Source organism: Nonomuraea sp. NPDC049624 (assembly GCF_040675255.1).
Classification (GTDB): Bacteria; Actinomycetota; Actinomycetes; order Streptosporangiales; family Streptosporangiaceae; genus Nonomuraea.
On the sequence record NZ_JBFAOR010000010.1, the window covers coordinates 275,397 to 296,976 of the forward strand.

At 71.7% G+C, this 21,580-nt stretch carries 21 protein-coding genes; 13 read left to right on the top strand and 8 right to left on the bottom strand.

Annotation, left to right across the window (positions count from 1 at the left end; all coding sequences use genetic code 11):
* The first annotated feature begins 67 nt into the window (after positions 1-67).
* From AB0J76_RS37780 to AB0J76_RS37795, 4 genes are all read left to right on the top strand, one after another.
* Complete coding sequence (locus tag AB0J76_RS37780; RefSeq protein WP_352322436.1) at positions 68-475, top strand: Zn-ribbon domain-containing OB-fold protein; 408 nt, start codon at positions 68-70, stop codon at positions 473-475.
* Positions 472-1,599 carry a thiolase gene (locus AB0J76_RS37785; protein WP_352322435.1) on the top strand — a complete coding sequence of 376 codons (1,128 nt, stop codon included), beginning with the start codon at positions 472-474 and terminating at the stop codon, positions 1,597-1,599. The genes AB0J76_RS37780 and AB0J76_RS37785 overlap by 4 nt, the downstream gene beginning before the upstream one ends.
* 114 nt (positions 1,600-1,713) lie before the next feature.
* Positions 1,714-1,965: an SCO4226 family nickel-binding protein gene (locus AB0J76_RS37790; protein WP_125636368.1), complete on the top strand. Its 252-nt coding sequence runs from the start codon at positions 1,714-1,716 to the stop codon at positions 1,963-1,965.
* Positions 1,966-2,183: 218 nt separating this feature from the next.
* Positions 2,184-2,663, top strand: a complete 480-nt coding sequence (locus AB0J76_RS37795) for a hypothetical protein (protein WP_352322434.1) — start codon at positions 2,184-2,186, stop codon at positions 2,661-2,663.
* A gap of 28 nt (positions 2,664-2,691) precedes the next feature.
* On the opposite strand, the gene AB0J76_RS37800 is transcribed toward AB0J76_RS37795, so the two are convergent.
* Together AB0J76_RS37800 and AB0J76_RS37805 are read right to left on the bottom strand one after the other, a co-directional pair.
* Positions 2,692-4,824, bottom strand: coding sequence for an acetate--CoA ligase family protein (locus AB0J76_RS37800; RefSeq protein WP_352322433.1), 2,133 nt, complete (start codon positions 4,822-4,824; stop codon positions 2,692-2,694).
* A gap of 3 nt (positions 4,825-4,827) precedes the next feature.
* A complete protein-coding gene (locus AB0J76_RS37805; RefSeq protein ID WP_352322432.1) occupies positions 4,828-5,982 on the bottom strand; it encodes an acyl-CoA dehydrogenase family protein in 1,155 nt (384 codons plus the stop codon).
* Positions 5,983-6,089: 107 nt separating this feature from the next.
* Here AB0J76_RS37805 and AB0J76_RS37810 point away from each other — a divergent pair, with 107 nt between their 5' ends.
* A complete protein-coding gene (locus AB0J76_RS37810) occupies positions 6,090-6,701 on the top strand; it encodes a TetR/AcrR family transcriptional regulator (RefSeq protein ID WP_352322431.1) in 612 nt (203 codons plus the stop codon).
* Here the strand turns inward: AB0J76_RS37810 and AB0J76_RS37815 are convergent.
* Positions 6,688-7,512, bottom strand: a complete 825-nt coding sequence (locus tag AB0J76_RS37815; RefSeq protein ID WP_352322430.1) for a MaoC/PaaZ C-terminal domain-containing protein — start codon at positions 7,510-7,512, stop codon at positions 6,688-6,690. The genes AB0J76_RS37810 and AB0J76_RS37815 overlap by 14 nt on opposite strands.
* Before the next feature lies 1 nt (position 7,513).
* On the bottom strand, positions 7,514-8,413 hold the full coding sequence (locus AB0J76_RS37820; RefSeq protein ID WP_352322429.1) for an SDR family oxidoreductase: 900 nt from the start codon (positions 8,411-8,413) through the stop codon (positions 7,514-7,516).
* 76 nt (positions 8,414-8,489) lie between these two features.
* Between AB0J76_RS37820 and AB0J76_RS37825 the strand changes: the two genes are divergently transcribed.
* The 3 genes from AB0J76_RS37825 (at position 8,490) to AB0J76_RS37835 (ending at position 11,586) form a co-directional block, all read left to right on the top strand.
* Complete coding sequence (locus AB0J76_RS37825) at positions 8,490-9,920, top strand: MFS transporter (RefSeq protein WP_352322461.1); 1,431 nt, start codon at positions 8,490-8,492, stop codon at positions 9,918-9,920.
* A 77-nt stretch (positions 9,921-9,997) separates the two neighbouring features.
* The gene (locus AB0J76_RS37830) at positions 9,998-10,381 is read left to right on the top strand and encodes a thioesterase family protein (protein WP_352322460.1); all 384 of its coding nucleotides are present in this window, start codon (positions 9,998-10,000) and stop codon (positions 10,379-10,381) included.
* A 50-nt stretch (positions 10,382-10,431) separates the two neighbouring features.
* On the top strand, positions 10,432-11,586 hold the full coding sequence (locus tag AB0J76_RS37835) for an MFS transporter (protein WP_352322428.1): 1,155 nt from the start codon (positions 10,432-10,434) through the stop codon (positions 11,584-11,586).
* On the opposite strand, the gene AB0J76_RS37840 is transcribed toward AB0J76_RS37835, so the two are convergent.
* From AB0J76_RS37840 to AB0J76_RS37855, 4 genes are all read right to left on the bottom strand, one after another.
* Complete coding sequence (locus AB0J76_RS37840) at positions 11,581-13,089, bottom strand: glycoside hydrolase family 13 protein (RefSeq protein ID WP_352322427.1); 1,509 nt, start codon at positions 13,087-13,089, stop codon at positions 11,581-11,583. The two genes, AB0J76_RS37835 and AB0J76_RS37840, sit on opposite strands and share 6 nt — an antisense overlap.
* 16 nt (positions 13,090-13,105) lie before the next feature.
* The gene (locus tag AB0J76_RS37845) at positions 13,106-13,486 is read right to left on the bottom strand and encodes a globin (RefSeq protein ID WP_352322426.1); all 381 of its coding nucleotides are present in this window, start codon (positions 13,484-13,486) and stop codon (positions 13,106-13,108) included.
* A 9-nt stretch (positions 13,487-13,495) separates the two neighbouring features.
* Positions 13,496-14,383: a mechanosensitive ion channel family protein gene (locus AB0J76_RS37850; RefSeq protein WP_352322425.1), complete on the bottom strand. Its 888-nt coding sequence runs from the start codon at positions 14,381-14,383 to the stop codon at positions 13,496-13,498.
* 545 nt (positions 14,384-14,928) lie between these two features.
* On the bottom strand, positions 14,929-15,213 hold the full coding sequence (locus tag AB0J76_RS37855) for a hypothetical protein (protein WP_352322861.1): 285 nt from the start codon (positions 15,211-15,213) through the stop codon (positions 14,929-14,931).
* A 272-nt stretch (positions 15,214-15,485) separates the two neighbouring features.
* Here AB0J76_RS37855 and AB0J76_RS37860 point away from each other — a divergent pair, with 272 nt between their 5' ends.
* From AB0J76_RS37860 to AB0J76_RS37880, 5 genes are all read left to right on the top strand, one after another.
* Positions 15,486-17,042, top strand: a complete 1,557-nt coding sequence (locus AB0J76_RS37860; RefSeq protein ID WP_364392442.1) for an XRE family transcriptional regulator — start codon at positions 15,486-15,488, stop codon at positions 17,040-17,042.
* Positions 17,039-17,527: a GNAT family N-acetyltransferase gene (locus AB0J76_RS37865; protein ID WP_352322859.1), complete on the top strand. Its 489-nt coding sequence runs from the start codon at positions 17,039-17,041 to the stop codon at positions 17,525-17,527. Before AB0J76_RS37860 ends, AB0J76_RS37865 begins: the two co-directional genes overlap by 4 nt.
* A 437-nt stretch (positions 17,528-17,964) precedes the next feature.
* Positions 17,965-19,185 (top strand): DMT family transporter, encoded by a 1,221-nt coding sequence (locus tag AB0J76_RS37870; RefSeq protein ID WP_352322858.1) that lies wholly within the window; start codon positions 17,965-17,967, stop codon positions 19,183-19,185.
* A 196-nt stretch (positions 19,186-19,381) separates the two neighbouring features.
* The gene (locus AB0J76_RS37875) at positions 19,382-21,082 is read left to right on the top strand and encodes a tetratricopeptide repeat protein (protein ID WP_352322857.1); all 1,701 of its coding nucleotides are present in this window, start codon (positions 19,382-19,384) and stop codon (positions 21,080-21,082) included.
* 18 nt (positions 21,083-21,100) lie between these two features.
* Complete coding sequence (locus tag AB0J76_RS37880; RefSeq protein WP_352322856.1) at positions 21,101-21,553, top strand: hypothetical protein; 453 nt, start codon at positions 21,101-21,103, stop codon at positions 21,551-21,553.
* The last annotated feature ends 27 nt before the right edge of the window (positions 21,554-21,580 follow it).

Sequence of the window (21,580 nt, forward strand, 5' to 3'; positions counted from 1 at the left end):
GGCGGAGGCTTCCCCGGAACCGAACCTAGCTCTAGAGTGCAATTCTAGAACTAGAATGGGGAGGCCCATGAAACCGGCACCGAAGCCAACGCCCGAGACCCAGCCGTTCTGGGACGGCACGGCCGCGGGAGAGCTCAGGATCCAGCGCTGCCAGACGTGCGCGCGGCACTACTTCTACCCCCGGCCGAGCTGCCCCCACTGCGGCGGCGGCGACGTGGAGTGGGTGCGCGCGACGGGCCGCGCGACCCTGTACTCGTACGTGATCAACCACCGCCCCGCGCCCGGTTTCGAGGGCGATGGGCCCTACGCCATCGCCGTCGTGGAGCTGGAGGAGGGCGTGCGGATGATGAGCAACATCGTCGGCGTGCCCAACACCCCCGAGAACCTGCCGCTGGACATGGAGCTGCGGGTGGTGTTCGAGCGGCGCGGCGACGTGCACGTGCCGCTCTTCGAGCCCGTGGAGGGCGCCCGATGAACATCGTGATCGCCGGGGCGGCCGAGACCGACGAGATCGGCCGCCTGCCGGACCGCTCCACCTTCCAGCTGCACCTGGAGGCCGCGCGCAACGCCCTCGCCGACGCGGGCATGACGAAACACGACATCGACGGCATCGCCACGGTCGGCACGCCCGGCCCCATCCAGGTCGCCCACGCCCTCGGCATCACGCCCTCCTGGCTCGACGGCACGGGCGTGGGCGGGTCGTCCTTCCTGTTCCACGTCCGGCACGCCGCCGCCGCCATCCGGGCCGGGCTGTGCCGTACCGTGCTGATCACGCACGGCGAGTCGGGACGGTCGCGCGTCGGCGCCGGCCGGTGGGGGCTGGGCGCGGACTCGCTGCTCGGGCAGTTCGAGCTGCCGTACGGGGTGGTCGGGCCGCCGACGTCGTTCACCGTCACGGCGCTGCGCCACATGAAGGAGACCGGCCTCACCCACGAGCAACTGGCCGAGGTGGCGGTCGCGCAGCGCCGCTGGGCCTCCCGGAACCCGCGGGCCATGTACCGCGACCTGATCACGGTCGAGGACGTGCTCGCGTCGAAGCTCGTCGCCTACCCCTTCCACCTGCTGGAATGCTGCCTGGTGACGGACGGCGGCGGCGCGCTGGTCGTCACCTCCGAGGAGCTGTCGCGCCGCCCGCCGGTGTACCTGCTCGGCTCCGGCGAGGCCATGGACGCGCCGATGGTCTCGCAGATGGAGGACTTCACCACCTCCAAGGGCTTCCGCCTGTCCGGGCAGGCCGCCTTCGCCGAGGCCGAGATCTCCCACCACGACGTCGACCACCTGATGGTGTACGACGCCTTCGCCCACGTGCCCGTCTACGGCCTGGAGGACCTGGGCTTCGTCGGCCGGGGCGAGGCGGGGGCGTTCATCGCCGAAGGCCACACCTCGCCCGGCGGCCGGCTGCCGATGAACACCAACGGCGGCGGCCTGTCCTACACGCACACCGGCATGTACGGCATGTTCGCCATCCAGGAGTCGGTGCGGCAGCTCCGGGGCGAGGCCGCGGCGCAGGTGCCGGACGTGGAGGTGAGCGTGGTGCTGGGCAACGGCGGCATGTTCGCCTCCGCCGCCACCCTCGTCCTGGCCTCCCGGTTGCCCTAGGTTCCGCACCCGGCCCTGCGGGCAGGCGGGCCCGGACGGGCCGATGGAACGGGATGGAACGGAATGGAACGCCTCTCCATCGGAAGCGGAAGATCCTGAGAAGAGGAGACGGCGATGCCGAAGTTCATGGACGTGCACAGTGGTTTCGTCGGTGTCACCGAGGAGCAGTTGCGCGAGGCCCACGAGCGGGACCTGGCGGTCGAGGGGGCCGAGGGCGTGCACTTCGAGCGGGCCTGGCTCGATCCGGACTCGGGCAAGGTGTTCTGCCTGTCGTCGGGGCCGTCGAAGGAGGCGGTGATGCGGGTGCACGAGAAGGCCGGCCACCCCACGACGGAGGTCTACGAGCTGCCCATCGAGGTCGAGTAGCCACCACCTGGCCCCCCGGACCGGTGACGGCCGCCCGCGCTGCTGCGGGCACGGGCGGCCGCCACCGACACGCGCCCGAGCCACGAGGTCAAGGGCGGGCGAGGGCGCGAAAGCTGCCGCGAGAGGGGGCGAAACACCGTCCAGACGGGCGCGAAAAACCGTTCGGGCGGGCGCGTCGGGTGCCCGGCAGCGCGCGGGGGCCGTACTAGATTCGTCGGGTGAGCACGGGAGCCGCGCGCGGGGTGGGGCGGTTCGTCAACGGAGAGTCGGTCTACGGGACCATCCTGACGGCCGGCGCCGTCTCCGGGCTCTCGCACTGGATCGCCGACCCGGCCGAGCTGCTGGCGACCGCGATCGGCACGGTCATCGTGTTCTGGATCGCGCACGCGTTCGCCGAGATCGTCGGCGACCGGTCGCCGGACGTGCGCACGGCGGTGCGCGGCGCGGTGACGCGGTCCACGGGCATGTTGTGGGGGCTGGTCCCGCTCACGGTGATCCTGTGCCTGGCGATGACCGGCGTGATGTCCGTGGACGCGTCGGTGTACCTGGAGATCGGCGTGTCCGTCGTCCTGCTCACCGTGCTCGGCTTCTTCGCGGCGGCGCCCAAGACCGACCGGCTCTGGATCCGGTTGCTCTGCGGAGCCGGCTCGGGCGCCCTGGGAGCCGTGATGATCCTGCTGAAGAGCCTCGGGCACTGAGCAAGGGCGCCCGAGCTGCCAGGGCAGGTCAGGAGGGCGGCGGACGCCAGGTGATGAGCGCGTCCAGGGCCTCGACGCGGGAGCCGGTGACCAGGAGCGGGTTGATCTCCAGGGACTCCAGGTCGTCGCCCAGGCTCTCGGCGAACGCGGCGATGCCGGCCACCACGTCGGCCACCGCGTCCAGGTCGGCGGGCTCGGTGCCCCTGGCGCCGTCCAGCAGGGCCGCGCCGCGCAGCTCGGACAGGGCCCGGCGGACCTCGCCGGCGTCCACCGGCAGCACGCGCAGGGCCGCGTCCCGCAGCACCTCCACCCAGACGCCGCCGAGCCCGACCGCCAGGGTGAGCCCCCAGGCCGGGTCGCGCACCACGCCCGCCAGCAGCTCGATCCCGCTGCCGCGCTGCGGCTGGACCAGCACGCCCGCGTCGGGGGCGTGCGCCCGCGCCGCGGCCACCACCTCCCGATAGGCCTGCCGCACCTCCTCCGGGCCGGACAGCCCGAGCCGCACCCCGCCGATGTCGCTCTTGTGCCCGAGCCCTTCGGCGGCGGCCTTGAGCACCACCGGGTAGCCGAACCGTTCGGCCGCGGCCACCGCCGCCGCCTCGTCCGCTGCGGTCTCGGACGGCACCACGGGCAGCCCCGCGGCGGCGAGCAGGGCGGCGGCCCGGTGCTCGGCCCACACGCCGTGCGCACCCTCGGGCGCGCCCCCGGATGCAACCCAGGATGCGCCGCCGACCGCCGCCCGCCCGGCCGGGCCGTCGCCGGTCAGGGCCCTGCGGTGGGCCTCCGACCAGCGCACCGCCGCGCCGAGCGCGGTCAGGCCGTGCTCGATCCCGCCCATGACGTACGGGAACCCGGTCTCCCGCTGCACCTGCCGCCCGAACTCCGTGACGTCGGTCAGCACGTTGCTCACCACCACGACCGGCACCGGCGACTCGGCGATGCGCCGCGCGCTGGCCTCGTACATGGCCAGGACGGGCGCGGGGTCCGCGGGGGCGATCCTGGGCGGTTCGGACAGCAGCATGACCAGGTCGATGCCGGGATCGGCGGTCACCGTCTCCAGGGCGCGGCCGAGCAGGGTGCGGTCGACGAGGACATAGCCGGTGACGTCGAGCGGGTTCTGCACGGTGCCGAACGACGGCACGATCCCGGCCAGCGTCTCGACCGTGGCCGCGGAGAAGGGCGGCAGCTCCAGGCCCTCGTCCTCGGCCCGGTCCGCGATGATCTCGGACGCGCCGCCCGACGGGGTGACGACGCCCACCCGGCGGCCGGGCAGCGGGCCGGTGGCGGCCAGCAGCCCGGAGGTGATGATCAGGTCCTCCAGCGAGCGCACCCTGATCACGCCGAGCTGGCGCATCGCGGCGTCGATGACGTCGTCGTCGCCCACGAGCGCGCCCGTGTGGGCCTGCGCGGTGCGCGAGGCGAGCCGGCTGCGGCCGATCTTGAGCGCGACGATCGGCTTGCCCGCCAGCAGCGCCCGGCGGGCGACCCGGGAGAACTCGGCCGGATTCCTGATCGTCTCCAGGAACAGGGCGATGACCCGGGTCGCCGGGTCGTCCACGAGGTAGTCGACGACGTCGGTGACCGTGACGACCGACTCGTTGCCCATCGAGGTCAGCAGGCTGACGCCGACGTTGCGGGCCTGGGCGAAGCCGAGCACCGAGCTGGCCAGCGCGCCGCTCTGCAGCACCACGCCGACCGACCCGCGCAGCAGCGGCTCGGGGATGGGCAGCCCGTACGGGGTCACGTCGGCGGCGGCGTTGATGTAGCCGTTGCCGTTCGGCCCGAGGATCGTCAGGCCGTTCTCGCGGGCGAACCCGGCGATCTCCGCCTCCAGCCGCGCGCCCTCCGCGCCGGCCTCCCCGAACCCCGCCGTGAGGATCACGTAACAGCCGATGCCCAGCTTGGCGCCCTCCTTCAGCACGCCGAGCACGGCGGCCGTCGGCACCATGACGTAGGCCAGGTCGACGGGGGAGGGGATCTCGCTCAGGCTGCGGAAGGCCGGCGACCCGTGCACCACCCCGCCCCTGGGGTTGACCAGGTGGACGGGCCCGGAGAAGCCGTGGGTGCGCAGGTTCAGCAGCGTGCTGACCGACCAGCCCGACTTGTCCGTGGCCCCCACCAGGGCGATCGAGCGCGGGTTGAACAGTGCCTCGACCGACATGGACTACTCTCCGATCAGGCCGAGCCTGGCGTGGCCCTTGATGAGGTTGCGGGCGATCGTGCGGCGCTGGATCTCGTCGGTGCCCTCGAAGATGCGCAGCAGGCGCAGCTCCCGGTACCACCGCTCGACCGGCAGCTCCTTGGTGTATCCCATGCCGCCGTGGATCTGCAGCACCCGGTCCACGACCTGGTTGGCCATCACGGCGCCGTTGAGCTTGGCGATGGAGGAGGCGTGCCTGGCGTCCATGCCCTGCTGCACCTGCCAGGCCGCGTGGAGGGTGAGCCACTTGGCCGCCTCGATCTCCACCTGGGAGTCGGCGATCATCCACTGGATGGCCTGGTACTCCGAGATGGCCTGGCCCATCGACTTGCGGATCTTGGCGTAGTCGATGGCCATCTGGAGCATGCGCTCGGCGGAGCCGATGGCACGGGCCGGGATCATGTACCGTCCTTGCCCGATCCACTGCATGGCAAGCTCGAAGCCCTTGCCGAGCTCGCCCAGGATGTTCTCCTCGGGCACCCGCACGTCCTGGAACACCAGCGCCGCGGGCCCCCACTCGCCCATGGTCGGGATGGGCTCGGACTTCCAGCCCATGTCCCGGTCGACCAGGAAGCAGGTCACGCCGTGGCCCTCGGCCACCGCGAACACCATGACGAAGTCGGCCTCGCTGCCGCCGGTGATGAACGTCTTCTCGCCGTTGATCACCCACTCGGCGCCGTCGCGGGTGGCGCGGGTGCGGATGTTGCGGGCGTCGGAGCCGGCGCCCGGCTCGGTGATCGCGAAGCAGGACCGCCGTTCGCCCTCGATGGTCGGGAGGAGGTAGCGCTGCTTCTGCTCGTCGGTGCCGGCGTAGAGGATGTTGTCGGCGCTGCCGCCGAAGGAGAAGGGCACGAATGTGCGGCCCATCTCCATGGCGATGATGGCGGACATGATCGGGCCGAGCGCCGCGCCGCCGTACTCCTCGGGGGTGTTGATGCCCCAGAAGCCCGACTTCCTGGCCTTGGCGCGCAGGTCGCGCACGACCTCGGGATCGAGCCCCGGACGCCCTTCGCGCTCGTTGCGCAGGACCTCCGGCTCCAGCGGCATGACCTCTTTCTCGATGAAGGCACGCACGGTGTCGCGGATCTGCCGTTCCTCCGGGCTGAGCGAGAAGTCCACGGCCGCCTCCTGAATTTCTAGAATCAGTCTCTAGTACGCGATTCTAACCCCCGCGCGGCACTGGTCAAGAATCAGATTCTAGAATTCGGCGCGATAGAATGCCTGGCATGGCACGCAAGTCCTCGTGGGAGTGGAGCCGTACGGCTCAGACGCGCAAGAGCATGTTGCAGGCGGCCCGTGAGGTCTTCAGCGAGCACGGCTTCGCCGACTCCAACGTCTCGGAGGTCGTGGCCCGCGCCGGCTCCAGCGTCGGCAGCCTCTACCACCACTTCGGCGGCAAGACCGAGCTGTTCCTCGCCCTCTACGAGGACCACCAGGCGGCCCACGAGCAGGCGTCGGCCGCCAGCGTCGCCAAGGCCAAGAAGGAGGGCGTCAGCGACCCCGTCGAGCTGCTGATCGCCGGGGCCCGCGCCTACCTCGACGGCGCCTGGGACCGGCGCGACCTGGTCCGGCTCTTCATCGACGGCGACGGCCCGCCCGGCTTCGAGCTGATCCGCCGCACCCGCGGGCGCGAGTGGGTGCGCCAGAACGCCGTCCTGCTCGGCGCCGGCGGAGACCCCCTCGACCGGTTCACGGTCGCGGTGCTGACCAGCATCATCGGCGAGGCCGCCCGCGAGGTGGCCACCTCCGACACCGAGGAGGAGGCGAGGGAGATCATCGAGGCGGCGATGAAGCTCATCCACCGCCTCGATCCCCTCAGGGGGCTCAGTGACGACTGATCGTCGCCCGGCCCCGGTCGATCACCACCGTCCCGTCGTCCTTGGCGGTGCGGAACAGCACGTCGTCGCCGTCGGCCCAGATGGAGACGGTCAGCGGCTCGCCGGGGAACACCGGGCTGCTGAACCGGCCCGACATCGCCCTGAACCGTGACGGGTCCGACCCGGCGAGCGTGTGCAGCAACGCCCGCCCGGTCACGCCGTACGTGCACAAGCCGTGCAGGATCGGCCGGTCGAACCCGGCCCTGGCGGCGAACTCCGGATCGCTGTGCAGCGGGTTGCGGTCGCCGGACAGCCGGTAGAGCAGCGCCTGGTCCGGCCGGGTCGGGTAGGTCACCTTGTGGTCGGGCGCCCGGTCCGGGGCCGCCCACTCGTCGCGGGGCCCCCGGTCGCCGCCGAAGCCGCCCTCGCCCCGGATGAACACCGAGCTGCGCGAGGCGATCACCAGCTCGCCGGTCTCCAGGTCCACGGCCCTGGCCTCGGTGGTCACCAGCGCGCCCGAGCCCTTGTCGTAGATGCCGGTCACCTTCGACGTCGTCCGTACGCCGCCCGCGGGCGGCAGCTCCCGGTGCAGCTCGAAGCCCTGCTCGGCGTGGACCAGCAGGGCCGGGTCGAAGTCGCCCAGCCGCCGTCCCGGCGACTGCGCCGCCAGCACCGCGAACGTCGGCAGCACCCGCTGCCCCTTCTCGGTGGCGAACTCCAGCTCGTCCAGGCCCGAGCCGACGCCGAGCGCGTACAGCATGGTGTCCTCGGCGGTCCAGGTGCGCTCGTGGGCCGGGCCCTCGACGCCGATCAGCGAGTGGTCGAGCGGCATGTCAGTCCTCCCGCCCGGGGATGCGGCCGTTGGTCAGGGCGTTGGGCGCGGCCTTGTCCACCAGGGCGGGGATGACCGCGCCCAGCTCGGCCGGGTCCCAGCGGCCGCCCTTGTCCACTCCGGGGCCGGCGTGCCAGCCCTCGGCCACGCTGATCATGCCGCCGCGCACGTTGAACACCCGCCCGGTGACGCCGCGCGCCTCGGCGCTGGCCAGCCAGACCACCAGCGGCGCGATGTCGTCGGGGTCGGCGCCGGTCGCCCCGGCCGGGATCAGGTTCTCCGTCATGCGGGTGAGCGCGGCGGGGGCGATGGCGTTGACCGTCACGCCGTAGCGTTCCAGCTCCCTGGCGGCGATCACGGTCAGCCCGGCGATGCCCGCCTTGGCCGCGCCATAGTTGCCCTGGCCCGGGTTTCCGTAGATGCCGGAGGACGACGTCGTGTTGATGATCCTGGCGTCGACCCGCTCGCCGGACTTGGCCTTGGACCGCCAGTAGGCGGCGGCGTGCCGCAGGGGTGCGAACGTGCCGCGCAGGTGCACCCTGATCACCGCGTCCCACTCGTCGGCGGTCATGTTGACCAGCATGCGGTCGCGCAGGATCCCGGCGTTGTTGACCAGCACGTGCAGGTCGCCGAAATGCTCGACGGCCGCCCCGATCAGGCGCTTCGCGCCGTCGAAGTCGGAGACGTCCTCGCCGTTGACGATCGCCTGGCCGCCCATGGCCTCGATCTCGGCCACCACCTCGGCGGCGGCCCCGGACGAGCCCGTGCCGTCCACCTCCGCGCCCAGGTCGTTGACCACCACCTTCGCGCCCTGCCTGGCGAACTCCAGGGCGTGCCCGCGCCCGATGCCCCTGGCCGCACCCGTGACGATCACCACGCGACCTTCGACGATCCCGCTCATCCGACACCTCGATCCTTGACCGGCCGACGATTTGAACTGGATTCTAGTATCAAAATCTAGAAAGGACAGGCCCTTGGTGACGACGACCCCCGCTCCCGTCGGCCACGCCTGGCGCACGCTGTCGGTCGTGAGCCTGGCCAGCGTGCTGACCGGGCTGGGCGGCAGCGCGATCAACGTCGCGCTGCCCGAGATCGCCCGGCACACCGGGGCCGACGCCACGGCCGCGGGCTGGATCCTGCTGGGCTTCCAGTTGACCACGACCGTCCTCATGGTGGTGTTCGGCCGGTTGGCGGACATGTTCGGCAGGCGCAGGATGTACCTGATCGGGCTGGCCGTCTACACCGGGGCCGCCCTGCTCGCCGGGCTGGCCCCCGGCGCGTGGATGATCGTGGCCATGCGGGTCGTGCAGGCCGCCGGGGCCGCGATGTTGCTCACCAACAGCGCCGCCCTGGTCAGCGACGCCTTCCCGCGCGAGCGGCTGGGCGAGGGCATGGGCGTCTACGTGGCCTCCTTCTCCATCGCCGGGCTGATCGGCCCGACGCTCGGCGGCGTGCTCGCCTCGAACCTGGGCTGGCGCTGGGTGTTCTGGTTCAACGTGCCCATCGGGGTGGTCTGCCTGGTGTGGGGCGCGCTCACGCTGCGGCGGGTCGAGCCGGCCGGGCGCGAGCGCGGGCTCGACCTGCCGGGCAGCGTGCTCGTGCTGGTCACGCTCGGCGGGCTGCTGCTGGCGTTGTCGGAGTTCGGCAGACTGGGGTGGGGGCATCCGGTGGTGGCCGCCGGGCTCGCCGCGTTCGCCGTGGGCCTGCCGCTGTTCGTGGCCAGGGAGCGGCGGGCCGCTCATCCCGTGGTGGACCTGCGGCTGTTCCACGACCGGGCCTTCGCCTTCGGCACGCTCGCCTCCTTCCTCAACGCCGTCGCGCGGATGGGCATGGTCTTCCTCGTCGCGCTCTACTTCCAGGCCGTGCGAGGGGACGATCCCGTACAGGCCGGGCTGAAGGTGCTGCCGCTGGCGGTGGCGGCCATGGTCGCGTCGGTGACGTCGGGCTTCCTCCAGCGGCTGACCAGCGCGCGCACCCTGGCGGTCGCCGGGGCCGCCACCACGACCTGCGGGCTGCTGGCGCTGCTCGGCACGATGTCGGCGAGCACGCCGTACCCGGCGGTGGCCGCGGGGCTCGTGCTCATCGGCCTCGGCTCGGGCGTCTTCCTGCCCTCCAACACCACCGCCATCCTGGACGGCCTGCCCTCCGAACGCCTCGGCATCGTCAACGCCATGCGCCTCATGCTGCAGAACACCGGCAACGTGGTCGGCACCGGCCTGGTGTTGTCGATCATCACCGCGCCGCTGCCCGCCGTGCTGCACCGGCGCGTCTTCGCCGGGACGCTGTCGGAGCTCTCCGGCGACGCGGTCGGCCTGCTCGTGACCGGCTACCGCTGGGCGCTCGCCTGCATGGCCGCGATCTCGGTGCTGACCGTGCTGGCCTGCCTGGCCCGCCGCAAGGCCCGGTGACCAGCGGGCCGAACGGTACGGGTACCGTGGCGGACGTGGCAGAACCCTCCCCGGCGCACCGGCACGTCTTCCTCCGCATGGTCAGATTCGCCGACATCGACTCCCAAGGGCATGTGAACAACGTGCGCTTCCTCGACTACCTGGAGGACGCCCGCTTCGGCATGTTCGCGATCGATCCGGTCAGGGCGGGCGAGGCGCCCTTCGGAGGGCTCGTGGTCACCCGCCACGAGATCGACTACCGCCGCCCGCTCGGCCTGCGGCCCGAACCGGTCAGGGTCGAGACCTGGGTCACGCAGCTCAGGCCGGTCCGCTTCACCCTGGCCTACGAGATCCGCGACGACGACCAGGTCTACGCGACCGCCACCTCGGTGATCGTGGCCTACAACGTCGAGCGGGCCGCGCCGCGCCGGCTCAGCGAGGACGAGCTCGTCCTGCTCAAGCGTTACTCGGCCCAGGGCTGACCGCCCTGGAACCGCAGCCGCCCTCCGGTCCGGGCAGGAAGCGCTGGCTGATGCTCGCGCTGGGCGTCAACGCCCATGCGAGCGTCACCTTAGGACTGTTCGGCCTGCCTCTCGTCATGCCGGAGATTGAGCGACATTTCGGTGTTCCGCTGGCAGTGGCCGGAGTCATTGGGAATGCCCCGGGAATCGGCGTTCTGGTGGCGCTCGTCGCCTGGGGCGCGCTGGCCGACCGGCACGGCGAGCGCCTGGTGCTCGGCATCGGCGTCGGCCTGGCGGCCGTGCTGCTCGCCGCCGTCGCCTTCGCCGGGCCCGCCTGGGCGGTGATCGCGCTGCTGGCGCTGGCGGGCGCGGCCGGGTCGGCGGCCATGGTCGGCGGCGGCCGGATCGTCCTGCGCTGGTTCCAGCCGCCCGAGCGTGGGGTCGCCATGGGCCTGCGCCAGGTGTCCTACACCCTCGGCATGGCCGTCGCGGCGTTCGTGCTGCCGCCCGTCGCGCGGGCGCACGGGCTGCCCGGCGTGCTGCTGGTCTGCTCCGCCGTCAGCCTGCTGGCCGCCGTCCTGGCCGCGTTGTTCCTGGCCGAGCCGCCGCACTCGATCGCCGGGGGGAGCGCGGGGCCCGAGCGGTCGCCGTACCGGCAGCTGGCGCTGTGGCGGGTGCACGCGACCAGCGGGCTGCACGCGGTGCCGCAGATCGTGGTCAGCACGTACGGCGTCACCTGTCTGGTCGGCCTGTACGGCTGGGACGCCGTGGCCGCCGGCCAGCTCTTCGGCCTGTCGGCCGTCGCCGGAGCCGTGGTCCGGGTGGCCGTCGGCCGCTGGTCCGACCGGGTCGGCCTGCGGATGCGTCCCCTGCTGCTGCTCACCTGCGCCTGCCTGGCCGTGCTCGCCCTGCTGGTCGTGGGCACGGCGACGGACAGCCTGCTCGGCCCGGTGGCGCTCGCGACGGCCTCGGTGCTCACCGTGTCCGGCAACGGGCTGGCCTACCTGAGAGCGGGCGAGCTGGCCGGCCCCGCCTGGGCGGGCAAGGTGCTCGGCACCCACAACACCGTCCAGAACGTCGTCGCCCTGGGGGTGACGCCGCTGGCCGGGGCGCTGATCACCGGGACGGGCTACTGGGCGGCGTACGCGGCCGGCCTGGCCTGCGCGCTGGTGTCGCTGCCCGTCATCCCCTTCCGCGGCGAGCAGCGGGCCGGCCCTCGGTCATGACTGCCCGCGCAGCCACACGGCGGTGTCCGGCGGCAGCGTCCCGCCCTGGACCGGGCCGCTGGACAGCAGCACCCCGTCGTGCGCCAGCAGCCGTACGGGCTCCATCCCGCAGTTGATCGCGCAGATCAGCGGGCCCCGGGAGAAGAAAAGCGCTCCCTCGGGGGAGTCCAGCCACTCCAGGGTGTACGGAATCACACCCGCCAGCTCGCGGCGGCAGGCCAGGGCCCGGCGGTAGAACTCCAGCGTCGAGTCCGCGTCGCCCTCCTGCTTCTCGGCCGTCAGCTCGGCGAAGGCGGCCGGCTGCGGCAGCCAGGGCCGCACGCCGGGCGGCGAGAACCCGTACGAGGGCGACTCCGCCGACCACGGCAGCGGCACCCGGCAGCCGTCGCGGCCCGGCAGCTTGCCCTCCGACTGGAAGAACACCGGGTCCTGCCTGGCCTCGGCCGGCAGGTCGGTCACCTCCGGCAGGCCCAGCTCCTCGCCCTGGTAGAGGTAGGCCGAGCCGGGCAGCGCCAGCATCGTGAGCAGCGCCGCCCTGGCCCGCGCCAGACCCGTGCCCGGATCGGCGGTCTCGTAGCGGGTGCGGTGGCGTACGACGTCGTGGTTGGACAACACCCAGGTGGCGTACGGCACCGAGGCCAGGGTGTCGTCGATCACCTTCTTGAACGCGGTCGGCGACCACGGCGCCTGCAGCCAGGCGAAGTTGAAGCTCTGGTGCAGCTCGTCGGGGCGGACGTAGAGGGCGAGGTCCTCGGCGCTGTCGGTCCAGACCTCGCCGACGGCCATACGCTCGCCGGGGTAACTGTCCAGCACCTTGCGCCAGTCGCGGTAGACGCCGTGCACCTCCGGCTGCCCCCAGACCGGCGAGACCGACGTGAACGACTGGTCGCCGACGTCCGGCAGCCCCTCGGCCTTGTACAGGCCCATCGCCACGTCGATGCGGAAGCCGTCCACGCCCTTGTCCAGCCAGAAGCGCAGGACGTCGAGGAACTCCGCGTGCACCTCGGGGTTGCGCCAGTTGAAGTCGGGCTGTTCGGGGGCGAACAGGTGCAGGTACCACTGCCCGTCGGGGACCTGGGTCCAGGCTGGGCCGCTGAAGGTGGACTGCCAGTTGTTGGTCGTGTCGCGGAAGATGTACCGGTCGCGTTTCTCGCCCCGCAGTGCGGCCTGGAACCAGGGGTGCTGGGAGGAGCTGTGGTTGGGGACGATGTCCACCAGCACCTTCAGCCCGTGCCCGTGGGCCTCGGCCACCAGCGCGTCGAAGTCGGCCAGCGTGCCGAACAGCGGGTCGACGCCACGGTAGTCCGCCACGTCGTAACCGCCGTCGGCCATCGGAGAGGGGTAGAACGGCGTCAGCCAGATGGCGTCGACCCCCAGCCTCCTCAGGTACGGAATCCGCTCCCGCACCCCGGCCAGGTCGCCGACGCCGTCTCCGGAGGCGTCGGCGAAGCTGCGAACGTAGATCTCGTAGACGACGGCATCACGCCACCAGGGGATATCCATGTGGGCGTCATGCCCGTTATGTCGGCGAGTTCACCAAGCTGTGGGCCGCGTAGACCAGATAGTCCCAGAGTCTGGTCGCCTGATCGTCGGGCAGGCCGAGCGAGTCGACCGCGTCACGCATGTGCCGCAGCCAGGCGTCGCGCTCGGCCTCCCCGATCACGAACGGCACGTGCCGCATGCGCAGCCGGGGATGGCCCCGCTCCTGGCTGTAGGTGTTGGGGCCGCCCCAGTACTGGATCAGGAATCCGCGCAGCCGGTCCTCGGCGCCCGTCAGGTCGGGCTCGGGGTAGAGCGGCCGCAGCAGGGGGTCTTCCGCGACACCTTCGTAGAAACGGTGGACGAGGCGGCGGAAGGTCTCCTCGCCGCCTACGGCGTCGTAGAAGGAGGTCTCTGTCACGTTCTCACCTTATGCAATGGCGACCATGGGGATTCCGGCGGAGTCCAGGGCGGCCTTCACCCTGAGCCGGATCTCCCGGGCGACCTCGGCCTGGCGGGAGGGCAGCGTCTTGGCGGTGATGCGGAACACCAGCGCGCTGTCGGAGAGCTGCTCCACGCCGTACACCTGGGGCTCCTCCACGATCACGCTCTCGCGGAACTCGGGGTCGGCCCAGATCTCCTCGGCCACGATCTCCAGCGCCGCGCGCACGGCGGTGATGTCGGCGTCGTAGGGCACCGGGACGTCGAAGTAGGCCCGCGACCAGCCCTGCGACTCGTTGCCGACGCGGGTGATCGTGCCGTTGCGCACGTACCAGACGCGGCCGTCGGCGTCGCGCAGCCGGGTGACCCGCAGGGTGACCGCCTCGACGGTGCCGACGGCGGCGCCGGCGTCGATCACGTCGCCCACGCCGTACTGGTCCTCCAGCAGCATGAACATGCCGGCGATGAAGTCCTTCACCAGCTCCTGCGCCCCGAAGCCGATCGCGACGCCCAGGATGCCGACGCTGGTCAGCAGGGGGGCGATGGGGATCGTCAGCCGGTCGAGCACGGTCAGGATGGCGGTGCCGAGGACGACGATGGAGGCGATGTGCTTGAGCACCGACCCCATGGTCTCGGCCCGCTGCTTGCGGCGCTCGTGCAGCAGCGCGTCGATGCCGTCGGTGGCCGCGTTGCGGCGGAACCTGTTGGTGAGCGAGCCGCCGGTGGCCGCCCGGTTCACCACCTTGGTGATCAGCCGGTGCGAGATGTTCCGCACGACGAACCCGAACACCAGGATCAGGACGATGGTGATCAAGCTGGCCAGCAACGGCGCCCATGACACGTTGCCCAGCCAGTCGACCAGAGGACCACAGATCACCGTGTCACCTTGACAGGCCTGGGCCATCTGCGAGCTCACTTTGTCCAAGTCCTGCACGAGCGACGACTCTGCCGGCGTGGGCGTAGGCGATGGCCCTGATGTCACCAACAGGAACACTGGGTGGATTCCCCCTCAGGAAGCGGTTCGGTCAGCGGCAAATCAGTCCAATTGGATCTAAAAATACCGCTGACCGAACCGGCCGCCGTCACATCACGCCGGGGAAGACGGGGTCGCCCGGTCTCTGGGCCGCGGAGGGAGAGACCGGACGCTCCGATGACGGTCGGCTCGGACGGGCCACACACCCGGAAGCATGGCCCGTTCCGGTTCCAAGGGGGGGAGGTGATCCCCCCGGCACCCGGCGGGCGCACCCGCCGGGCTGATCTGCGCGCACGGGCGTGCGCCCGTGCGAAGGGGCCGGAACCGGCGGGACGATCAGGGGCCCGGCAACCCGGACGCCCTCCGCACCGATCGTCCCGCCGGCCCCGCGGGGCCGCCGTGGGGGCGGTGACCCGTGGTGGCTGCGCTCCACCCGGATCACCGCGTGGTCACTCTCCCACCGCGGCGAGCACGCGTGCGACCTTGGTCGCGGCACCGGCCGGGTCGTCGGCCGTGTGCATGGGTTCGCCCCAGGACCAGCAGTACCACCAGTCGGGAAGGTCCGAGGCGTTCGCCGGCCGGCAGGTGACGTTCTCGGACAGGCTCGTCGCCTTCGGGTTGATGACGCGGACGAACTGCCGGCCGCTCTGGGTCTGGACCACTCGTGCGAGCAGACCGCGAGCGCCGAGCTCGGCTACGAGGCGCTGCAGATGTCCGATCTTGTCGTCCGTCACCTTCTCGTCCTCCCTGGGAATCGTTGCTGGTGGGCCAAACATGGCTCAAGTCAACAGCACACGCAACGCCATCCTGCTGATCACAGGGAGTGGCTATTCCCTCATGGGTTGTAAGAAACAGTCCCTCGGAGGACGATCCTTAACCGTAGGCTTGATGAGCACGTTTCCAAACGGTCCTCACTGCTTCATAGTCGTCTCTAGGCGAAGAGCTACCTGAGGGCTACGCTGAGTCACCAGTCTTGACGGGTCGAGACATCGGGAGAGGGGCCGGGATGTCCGGCAGGCAGCACAGGGAAACGGAGATCGCCCGGCGGATCAGGGCCAAGGGCCTTGCCACCGGGCGCACCTCCGCCCAGATAGCTGAAGAGATCCACGAGGCGTGCTCGCCGCAGTTCAGCACGACCCGCATCAAAGCGCACCGCCTGTCCTACGGCATCGCGCTCGCGGACGTGATCGAGCAGGTGCGGGCGTTGTTCGAGCGCGACGCCAAGGCGCCGCCGGGCATCGGCGAGACGTTGCTGTCGGCGTACGAGAGCGGGCTCAAGCGGCCGGGCCCCGAATACCTCCACTACCTGTGCTCGGTCTACCGGGTCGAGCCCATCGAGCTCGGCTTCGACGGGCCCTGCATCTGCGGCCACGGCCACCGGATGCCCGGCGTGCTCGGCGAGCCCGCCAATCGCGTGGCGGGGTCGGCGTCGCTGCCGCGCGACCTGGTGATCCACCCGATGACCGTCGAGGCCGACGCCCAGGAGGACGAGAACATCCTGCGGCGCACGTTGTTAAATCTGCTGGACACCGACGTGTCGTTCAAGCAGCAGTTCGACGGGCCGGTGCTGGGGGCGTGCGAGGGCATCCGGCGGCGGATGGACGAGACGCTGGTCTCGGCCACCGTGTCGGGCGGCATGCTCGACCAGTGGGAGGAGGCGACGCTGGCCTTCGGCCGCCAGTACACCACGACGCCCCCGCTGCGGTTGTTGTGCGACGTGCTGCTGGAGCTGAGCGCGGTCCGCACGGCGTTGTCCAGGCGTCAGCCGATCGACCTCCAGGACCGGTTGTGCCGCATGGCCGCGCAGCTGGCCGGCCTGAGCGGCATGGTGATGATCAACCTGGGCGACCACCGGCTGGCCCGGTCGTTCTTCCGCACCGGCCGCATCGCCGCCGACGAGACCGGCGACCGCGCCCTGCGGGCCTGGATCACGGCCAGGGAGTCGCTCGTCCCCCTCTACTACGGCGACGCCCGCGAGGCGCTCAACCTGGCCAAGAAGAGCCGCGACCTGGCGGGCGCCACGCCGTGCGTGGCCCAGGCCATGGCGCCGGTCGTGGAGGCGCGGGCCCTGGCCATGCTCTCCGGCACCGACAGCAAGAAGGAGGTCGTCGACCAGGCCAAGCGCGCGCTGGCCCGGGCCAGGAGCGCCTTCTCGCACATGAAGAGCGAGGAGCAGGAGGACATGGCCTTCGGCTACACCGAGAAGCAGCTCTACTTCTACCAGGGCGACGTGCTCACCAAGCTCGGCCAGACCATCGAGGCCGAGGTGGTGCTCGACCAGGCGCTCGGCAAGTACGAGGACCACGTCCTCGACCAGACCCTGATCAGGCTCGACCAGGCCCAGTGCCGCCTCCTGGAGGGTGACATCGACGAAGCCCTACAAATTGGTACGAACGCCTTGCGCAATCTGGGGGATGAATACCTTACGGACCTCATCATCCGCCCGGCGCTCGCGCTGGAGCAGCAGATCATGAAAAAGGACGACAAACATCAGATGCTGGCTGAATTCAGCGCCCAGCTGCGGCGTCGGAAGTTGGCCCAGAAGGAAGGGAGCGGTGGATGACGTTGAAGATCCGGCGGTACCGCTGGTCCGATCTCGACACCATCCTCGCGCTGCACCGGATCTGCCTCGCCGAGGTGGGTCTCCAACCCGGCGACGGCGTCTACTACGACGACGACTTCCCCCGCATCCAGGAGATCTACCTGGCCTGCGGAGGTGACTTCATCGTGGGCGAGACCGGCTCGCGGGTGGTCGCCATGGGCGGCCTGAAGCCCGTCGACCGGGAGACCGCCGAGGTGTGCAGGCTCAGGGTGCATCCCGAGTTCCAGCGGCGCGGCTACGGCGGCGTCATGCTCTCGGCCCTCGAAGACCGCGCCCTGGAGCTCGGCTTCAGCAGCCTGCGCGGTGACACCACGCTCAGCCAGGGCGCGGCCCTCGCGCTGTACGCCCGCCAGGGCTGGCGTGAGCTGTCGCGCCGCCAGGTGGGCGACCTCGTCGTCATCTACGGCGAGAAACGGCTGGCGCCCGCGCCGGCCATGGAGCTCTAGCTCCGACGACGACGCCGGGGTCCGACGCTTCCGGATCCGGCGGCCACGCCCCATCCCCTCCTGGGGCCCTGGCTTGTTCCCCCTTTCCGCCCCCGCGGGGCTCCTGCGACCTCTACGCTCAGGCGTGACCACACCGCCTCAGACTGATCGCGGAGAGTGACCATCTCCGGGGCGAGGCATCGGCCCGTTCGCACGGTACGCGTATGCGTCCGTACACAGTGCGAATGTGGAGAGCTCGGCCGTACCAGGCAGTAACCGCAGGAAAGAGCTGTTTTCGCCGCCGCCGGTATGGATGTTTCGGGCCTGGAGTGAGGGTCTTAACTCCAAGTGGAACAGTAACCTCACCGGCTTCTCCGCGTGCTCTGGCGAATGCATTTAGTAGTGGCATGCTCTGCTCCATGGCAGTCGTGCCCGCTTCCCGACCCCTCCTGGGAGCCGTGCTTCTGTTGTTCGTCAGCGCCGCTTGGGGGTCGGCGTTCCCGCTGATGAAGGATCTCATCCTCCGGTTACCGGTCGAGGACCTGCTGGCCGAGCGGTATCTCATCGCCGCGGTGACGCTGCTCGTCATCCGGCCGCGCTCGCTGCGGGGGCTGTCGCGCCGGACGTGGGTCAACGGGCTCGTGCTGGGGCTGCTGTTCGGCGTCGGGCAGACCGCCCAGGCGCTCGCGCTGCACAGCCTGCCCTCGGCGGTGTCGGGGTTCGCCGTCGGGTGCAGCGTGGTGATCACCCCGGTCCTGGCGCTGGTGATGTTCAGGAACCGGGCGCCGCGGCGGGTGTGGGCCGGGGTGGTGCTCGCCATGGCGGGGATGACCGTGTTCACGCTGCTGCGCGGGGTCGAGGACCACGAGGTCTCGCTGCTCGCGCTCGGCGTCACGCTCACGGCCGCGGCGCTCTACTCGGCCCACACGCTCATGCTCGCCGAGCTGTCCAAGAAGGGCGAGCGTTTCCCCGCGTACGCGCTGACCACGATCCAGCTCTTCACGATCGGCATCCTCACCGGCGGCTTCGCGCTGCGCGGCGGGATCACGCTGCCGTCCAGCCTGCCCGACTGGGCGATCCTGGCGCACCTGGCCGTGGTGTCGTGCGCGCTGGGGTTCCTGGCCCGCTCGTACGGGCAGAAGCACGTGCCGGCCGTGCCGAGCGCGATCATGATGTCCTCGCAGCCCCTCTGGGTGGCCGCCATCGCGGTGATCTGGTTCCACGAGCAGGTGGGCTGGAGCATGGTGATGGGCGGCGGGCTGATGGCCGCGGCGATGCTGCTGGCTCTGCCCGATCGGGCGGCCGGGGGAAAAGAGAGCCGGCCGGACAGGCGCGACCTGCTGGAGGTCTCCCGCCGCGCCGCGCTGGTGCTGGCCGACCTGCGGATCAAGCGTGAGGACCGGCTGCGGTTCGAGCCGGGGACGGCGCCGTTCATCGCCAAGAGCGCGTGCAAGGACGTCGAGGCGTGCCCGTGGAACGCCCACGCGCTCAAGGGCGGCGGGGAGCCGAGCCTGGAGCGGCTGATCGAGCGGGCGACCGCGATCGTGCGAGCCAAGAAACTGCCGGGGCCCGGCTGCTGCCAGTCCGTCACGCTGGTCGGGCGGTGCCTGTGCACGTTGATGGAGGAATCGGAACAGGCGCGGGTCGCGGCGGTCGATCATTGGTTTCGGTCCCAATAGGCTGCGGGACGCGCGCAAATGCCAGGTGCTTCTTAATGGTTAAACCGCCACTTATTCACCATAAATCTTGATATCCGGTTGGGTGTCCGAATAATGGATATTCACACCCATCGGAGAGGCACGTCATGAAGCGCATCGTCGTCCGTAAGCCAGGCACCGCGAGGCTCGCAGGGACCGCAGGCGTCATCCACAAGGGGTGACCGGGCACAGCTCCCACCTCGGCGTCCAGGGCGGCCCACCCGCCCGATGGGGGGCCGGGCGGCTGCTGATGCCGGTCATCGACGCGCATCGCCGGCCGCGCGGCCCCTACACCGTGGGCGCCGCGCTGCTGCGGCACCTGGTGCCGGACGCCCCGCGCGAGCTGGTCGCGGCCTACGACATCGAGATCCGGGCGGTCGCGCCCGAGCTGGCCGGGCAGGTGCCCGTCCGGCGGACGACCATCGAGGCCGGGCTGCCGGACGAGGAGCGCATCCTGGTGCCGGCGCCCCGCCGTACGCTGAGGCTGGCCAACGGGATCGCCGAGTTCGTCCGCGCGGCCGTGCGGCCGGGCGCGAGGCTCGCGGTGTGCAACGGCGCGCACGCCGACCCCACCGACACCGAGCTGCTCGACGTCCTGACCCGGCGCGTCCCGGCCGGCACGCTGGCCGTCACGGTCCACGCGGAGGGCCCGGAGCCGCCTGCTGACGAGCGCAGCGCCGACGAGCTGTGGTCCCTGGTGGACCGCTGCATGCGCGAGGGTTTCCTGCACGCCGCCGCCGAGCTGGGCGAGCTCGGCCTGGCCCGGACCGAACCGGGGGAGGCCCGGTGGTGGCGCTTCGCCCAGCGCACCGCCACCGCGCTCGGCGGGCTCGGCCGCGTCCAGGAGGCGCGCACGCTGTGGGACCGGGCCCGCGCGGCCAGCCAGGACCCGGTCGTGCACGCCGCCGCCGCGTACGGGACGGCCATGCTCGACGCCCGCCACCCCGACCCGGCGCAGCGCGACCTGGCCAGGGCCCGCCGCTGGCTCAACGAGGCCATCGCCATCTCCAGGCTGCTGCCCGACCCCCTGGAACGGGCCTTCAAACTCGGCTTCGACCGCAACGGCCTGGCCCTGGTCGAGCTGCGGCACGGACGGCTGGAAGCCGCGCTGTCGCTGGTGGAGTCGGCCGTCGAGCTGGCCGGCGAGCTGGGCGACCGGCACCCGCTGCACCGGATGGTGCTGCTGACCAACCGGGCCCAGCTGCTCGGCGCGCTCGGCCGCCCCAAGGAGGCCCTGGAGGACTACGCCGCCGCCATCGCCCTCGACCCCGGCTTCCCCGACACCTACCTGGAACGCGGCAACCTGCTGTTCCGGCTGGGCGAGTCGGAGGAGGCGCTGGCCGACTACGAACGGGCCATGCGGGCCGGGCCGCCGCTGCCGGAGGCGTACTACAACCGGGCGGAGCTGCGTACCGTGCGGGGTGACGTGGAGGGGGCGCTCGCCGACCTCGGCACGGTGATCGAGCTGGACCCCGGCTACCTGGACGCCTACGTCAACCGCGCCGGGCTGCTGGCGGCGGCGGAGCGGGACGAGGAGGCCAGGGCCGACGTCACGGCCGGGCTCGCCCGCGCGCCGGAGAACCCGCACCTGCTGACCGTGCTCGGCCAGCTCGAGACGGCGGCGGGCCGCTTCGACGAGGCCGCCGCGGCCCTGGACCTGGCCCTGGAGCACGCCCCCGAGCTGGCCGCCGCCTGGGGCAACCGGGGCGTGCTGCGTTACGCCACGGGCGACGCCGAAGGCGCGCTCGCCGACCTCACCCGGGCCGTCGAACTGGACCCGCAGCCCGACCTGTACGCCAACCGCGCCGTCGCCCTGCGCGCCCTGGGCAGGACCGCCGAGGCGGAGGCCGACGAGCTCCGCGCGGCCGCCTCCTCCTGACAGTGGGACGATTAATGCATGACGGGGCGTATAGGGCGAGCCGCGGGGGTGTGCGGGGCACTGGGGGTGTTGTGGTGGGCCACCGCCCGGCTGGCGTGGGCGGGCGTCGGCTGCGCCGACTGGGACTGCCTGGCCCCGGCACTCGGCACGCTGCTGGCGATCAGCCTGGTCATGCTCGCCGGAGCCGCGTACGTGCTGGAACGCGTGGACGTGCGGCCCGCGCGGCGCGCCGCCCTGGTGGCCGCCGGGGCGGCGGTGGCGTTCTGGGCGGCCGGGAAGCTGCTGCCGTCGGTGCCGTACACCGCCGCGCAGGCCGTGGGCGCCGCGGTCGTGTTCGCCGGGGCGGGGGCCGTCGCGGCGTTCGTGACCGGGCCGGGGCTCGCGTTGCGGTGGCGGGTGCTGATCGCGCTGGTGCTGGCCGGCCTGCCGTGCGGGGTGTTCGCCGTGCTCTGGTTCGGGCTCGGCGGCTGACCCCCGGGACCGGCGGCCCCGGGCCGG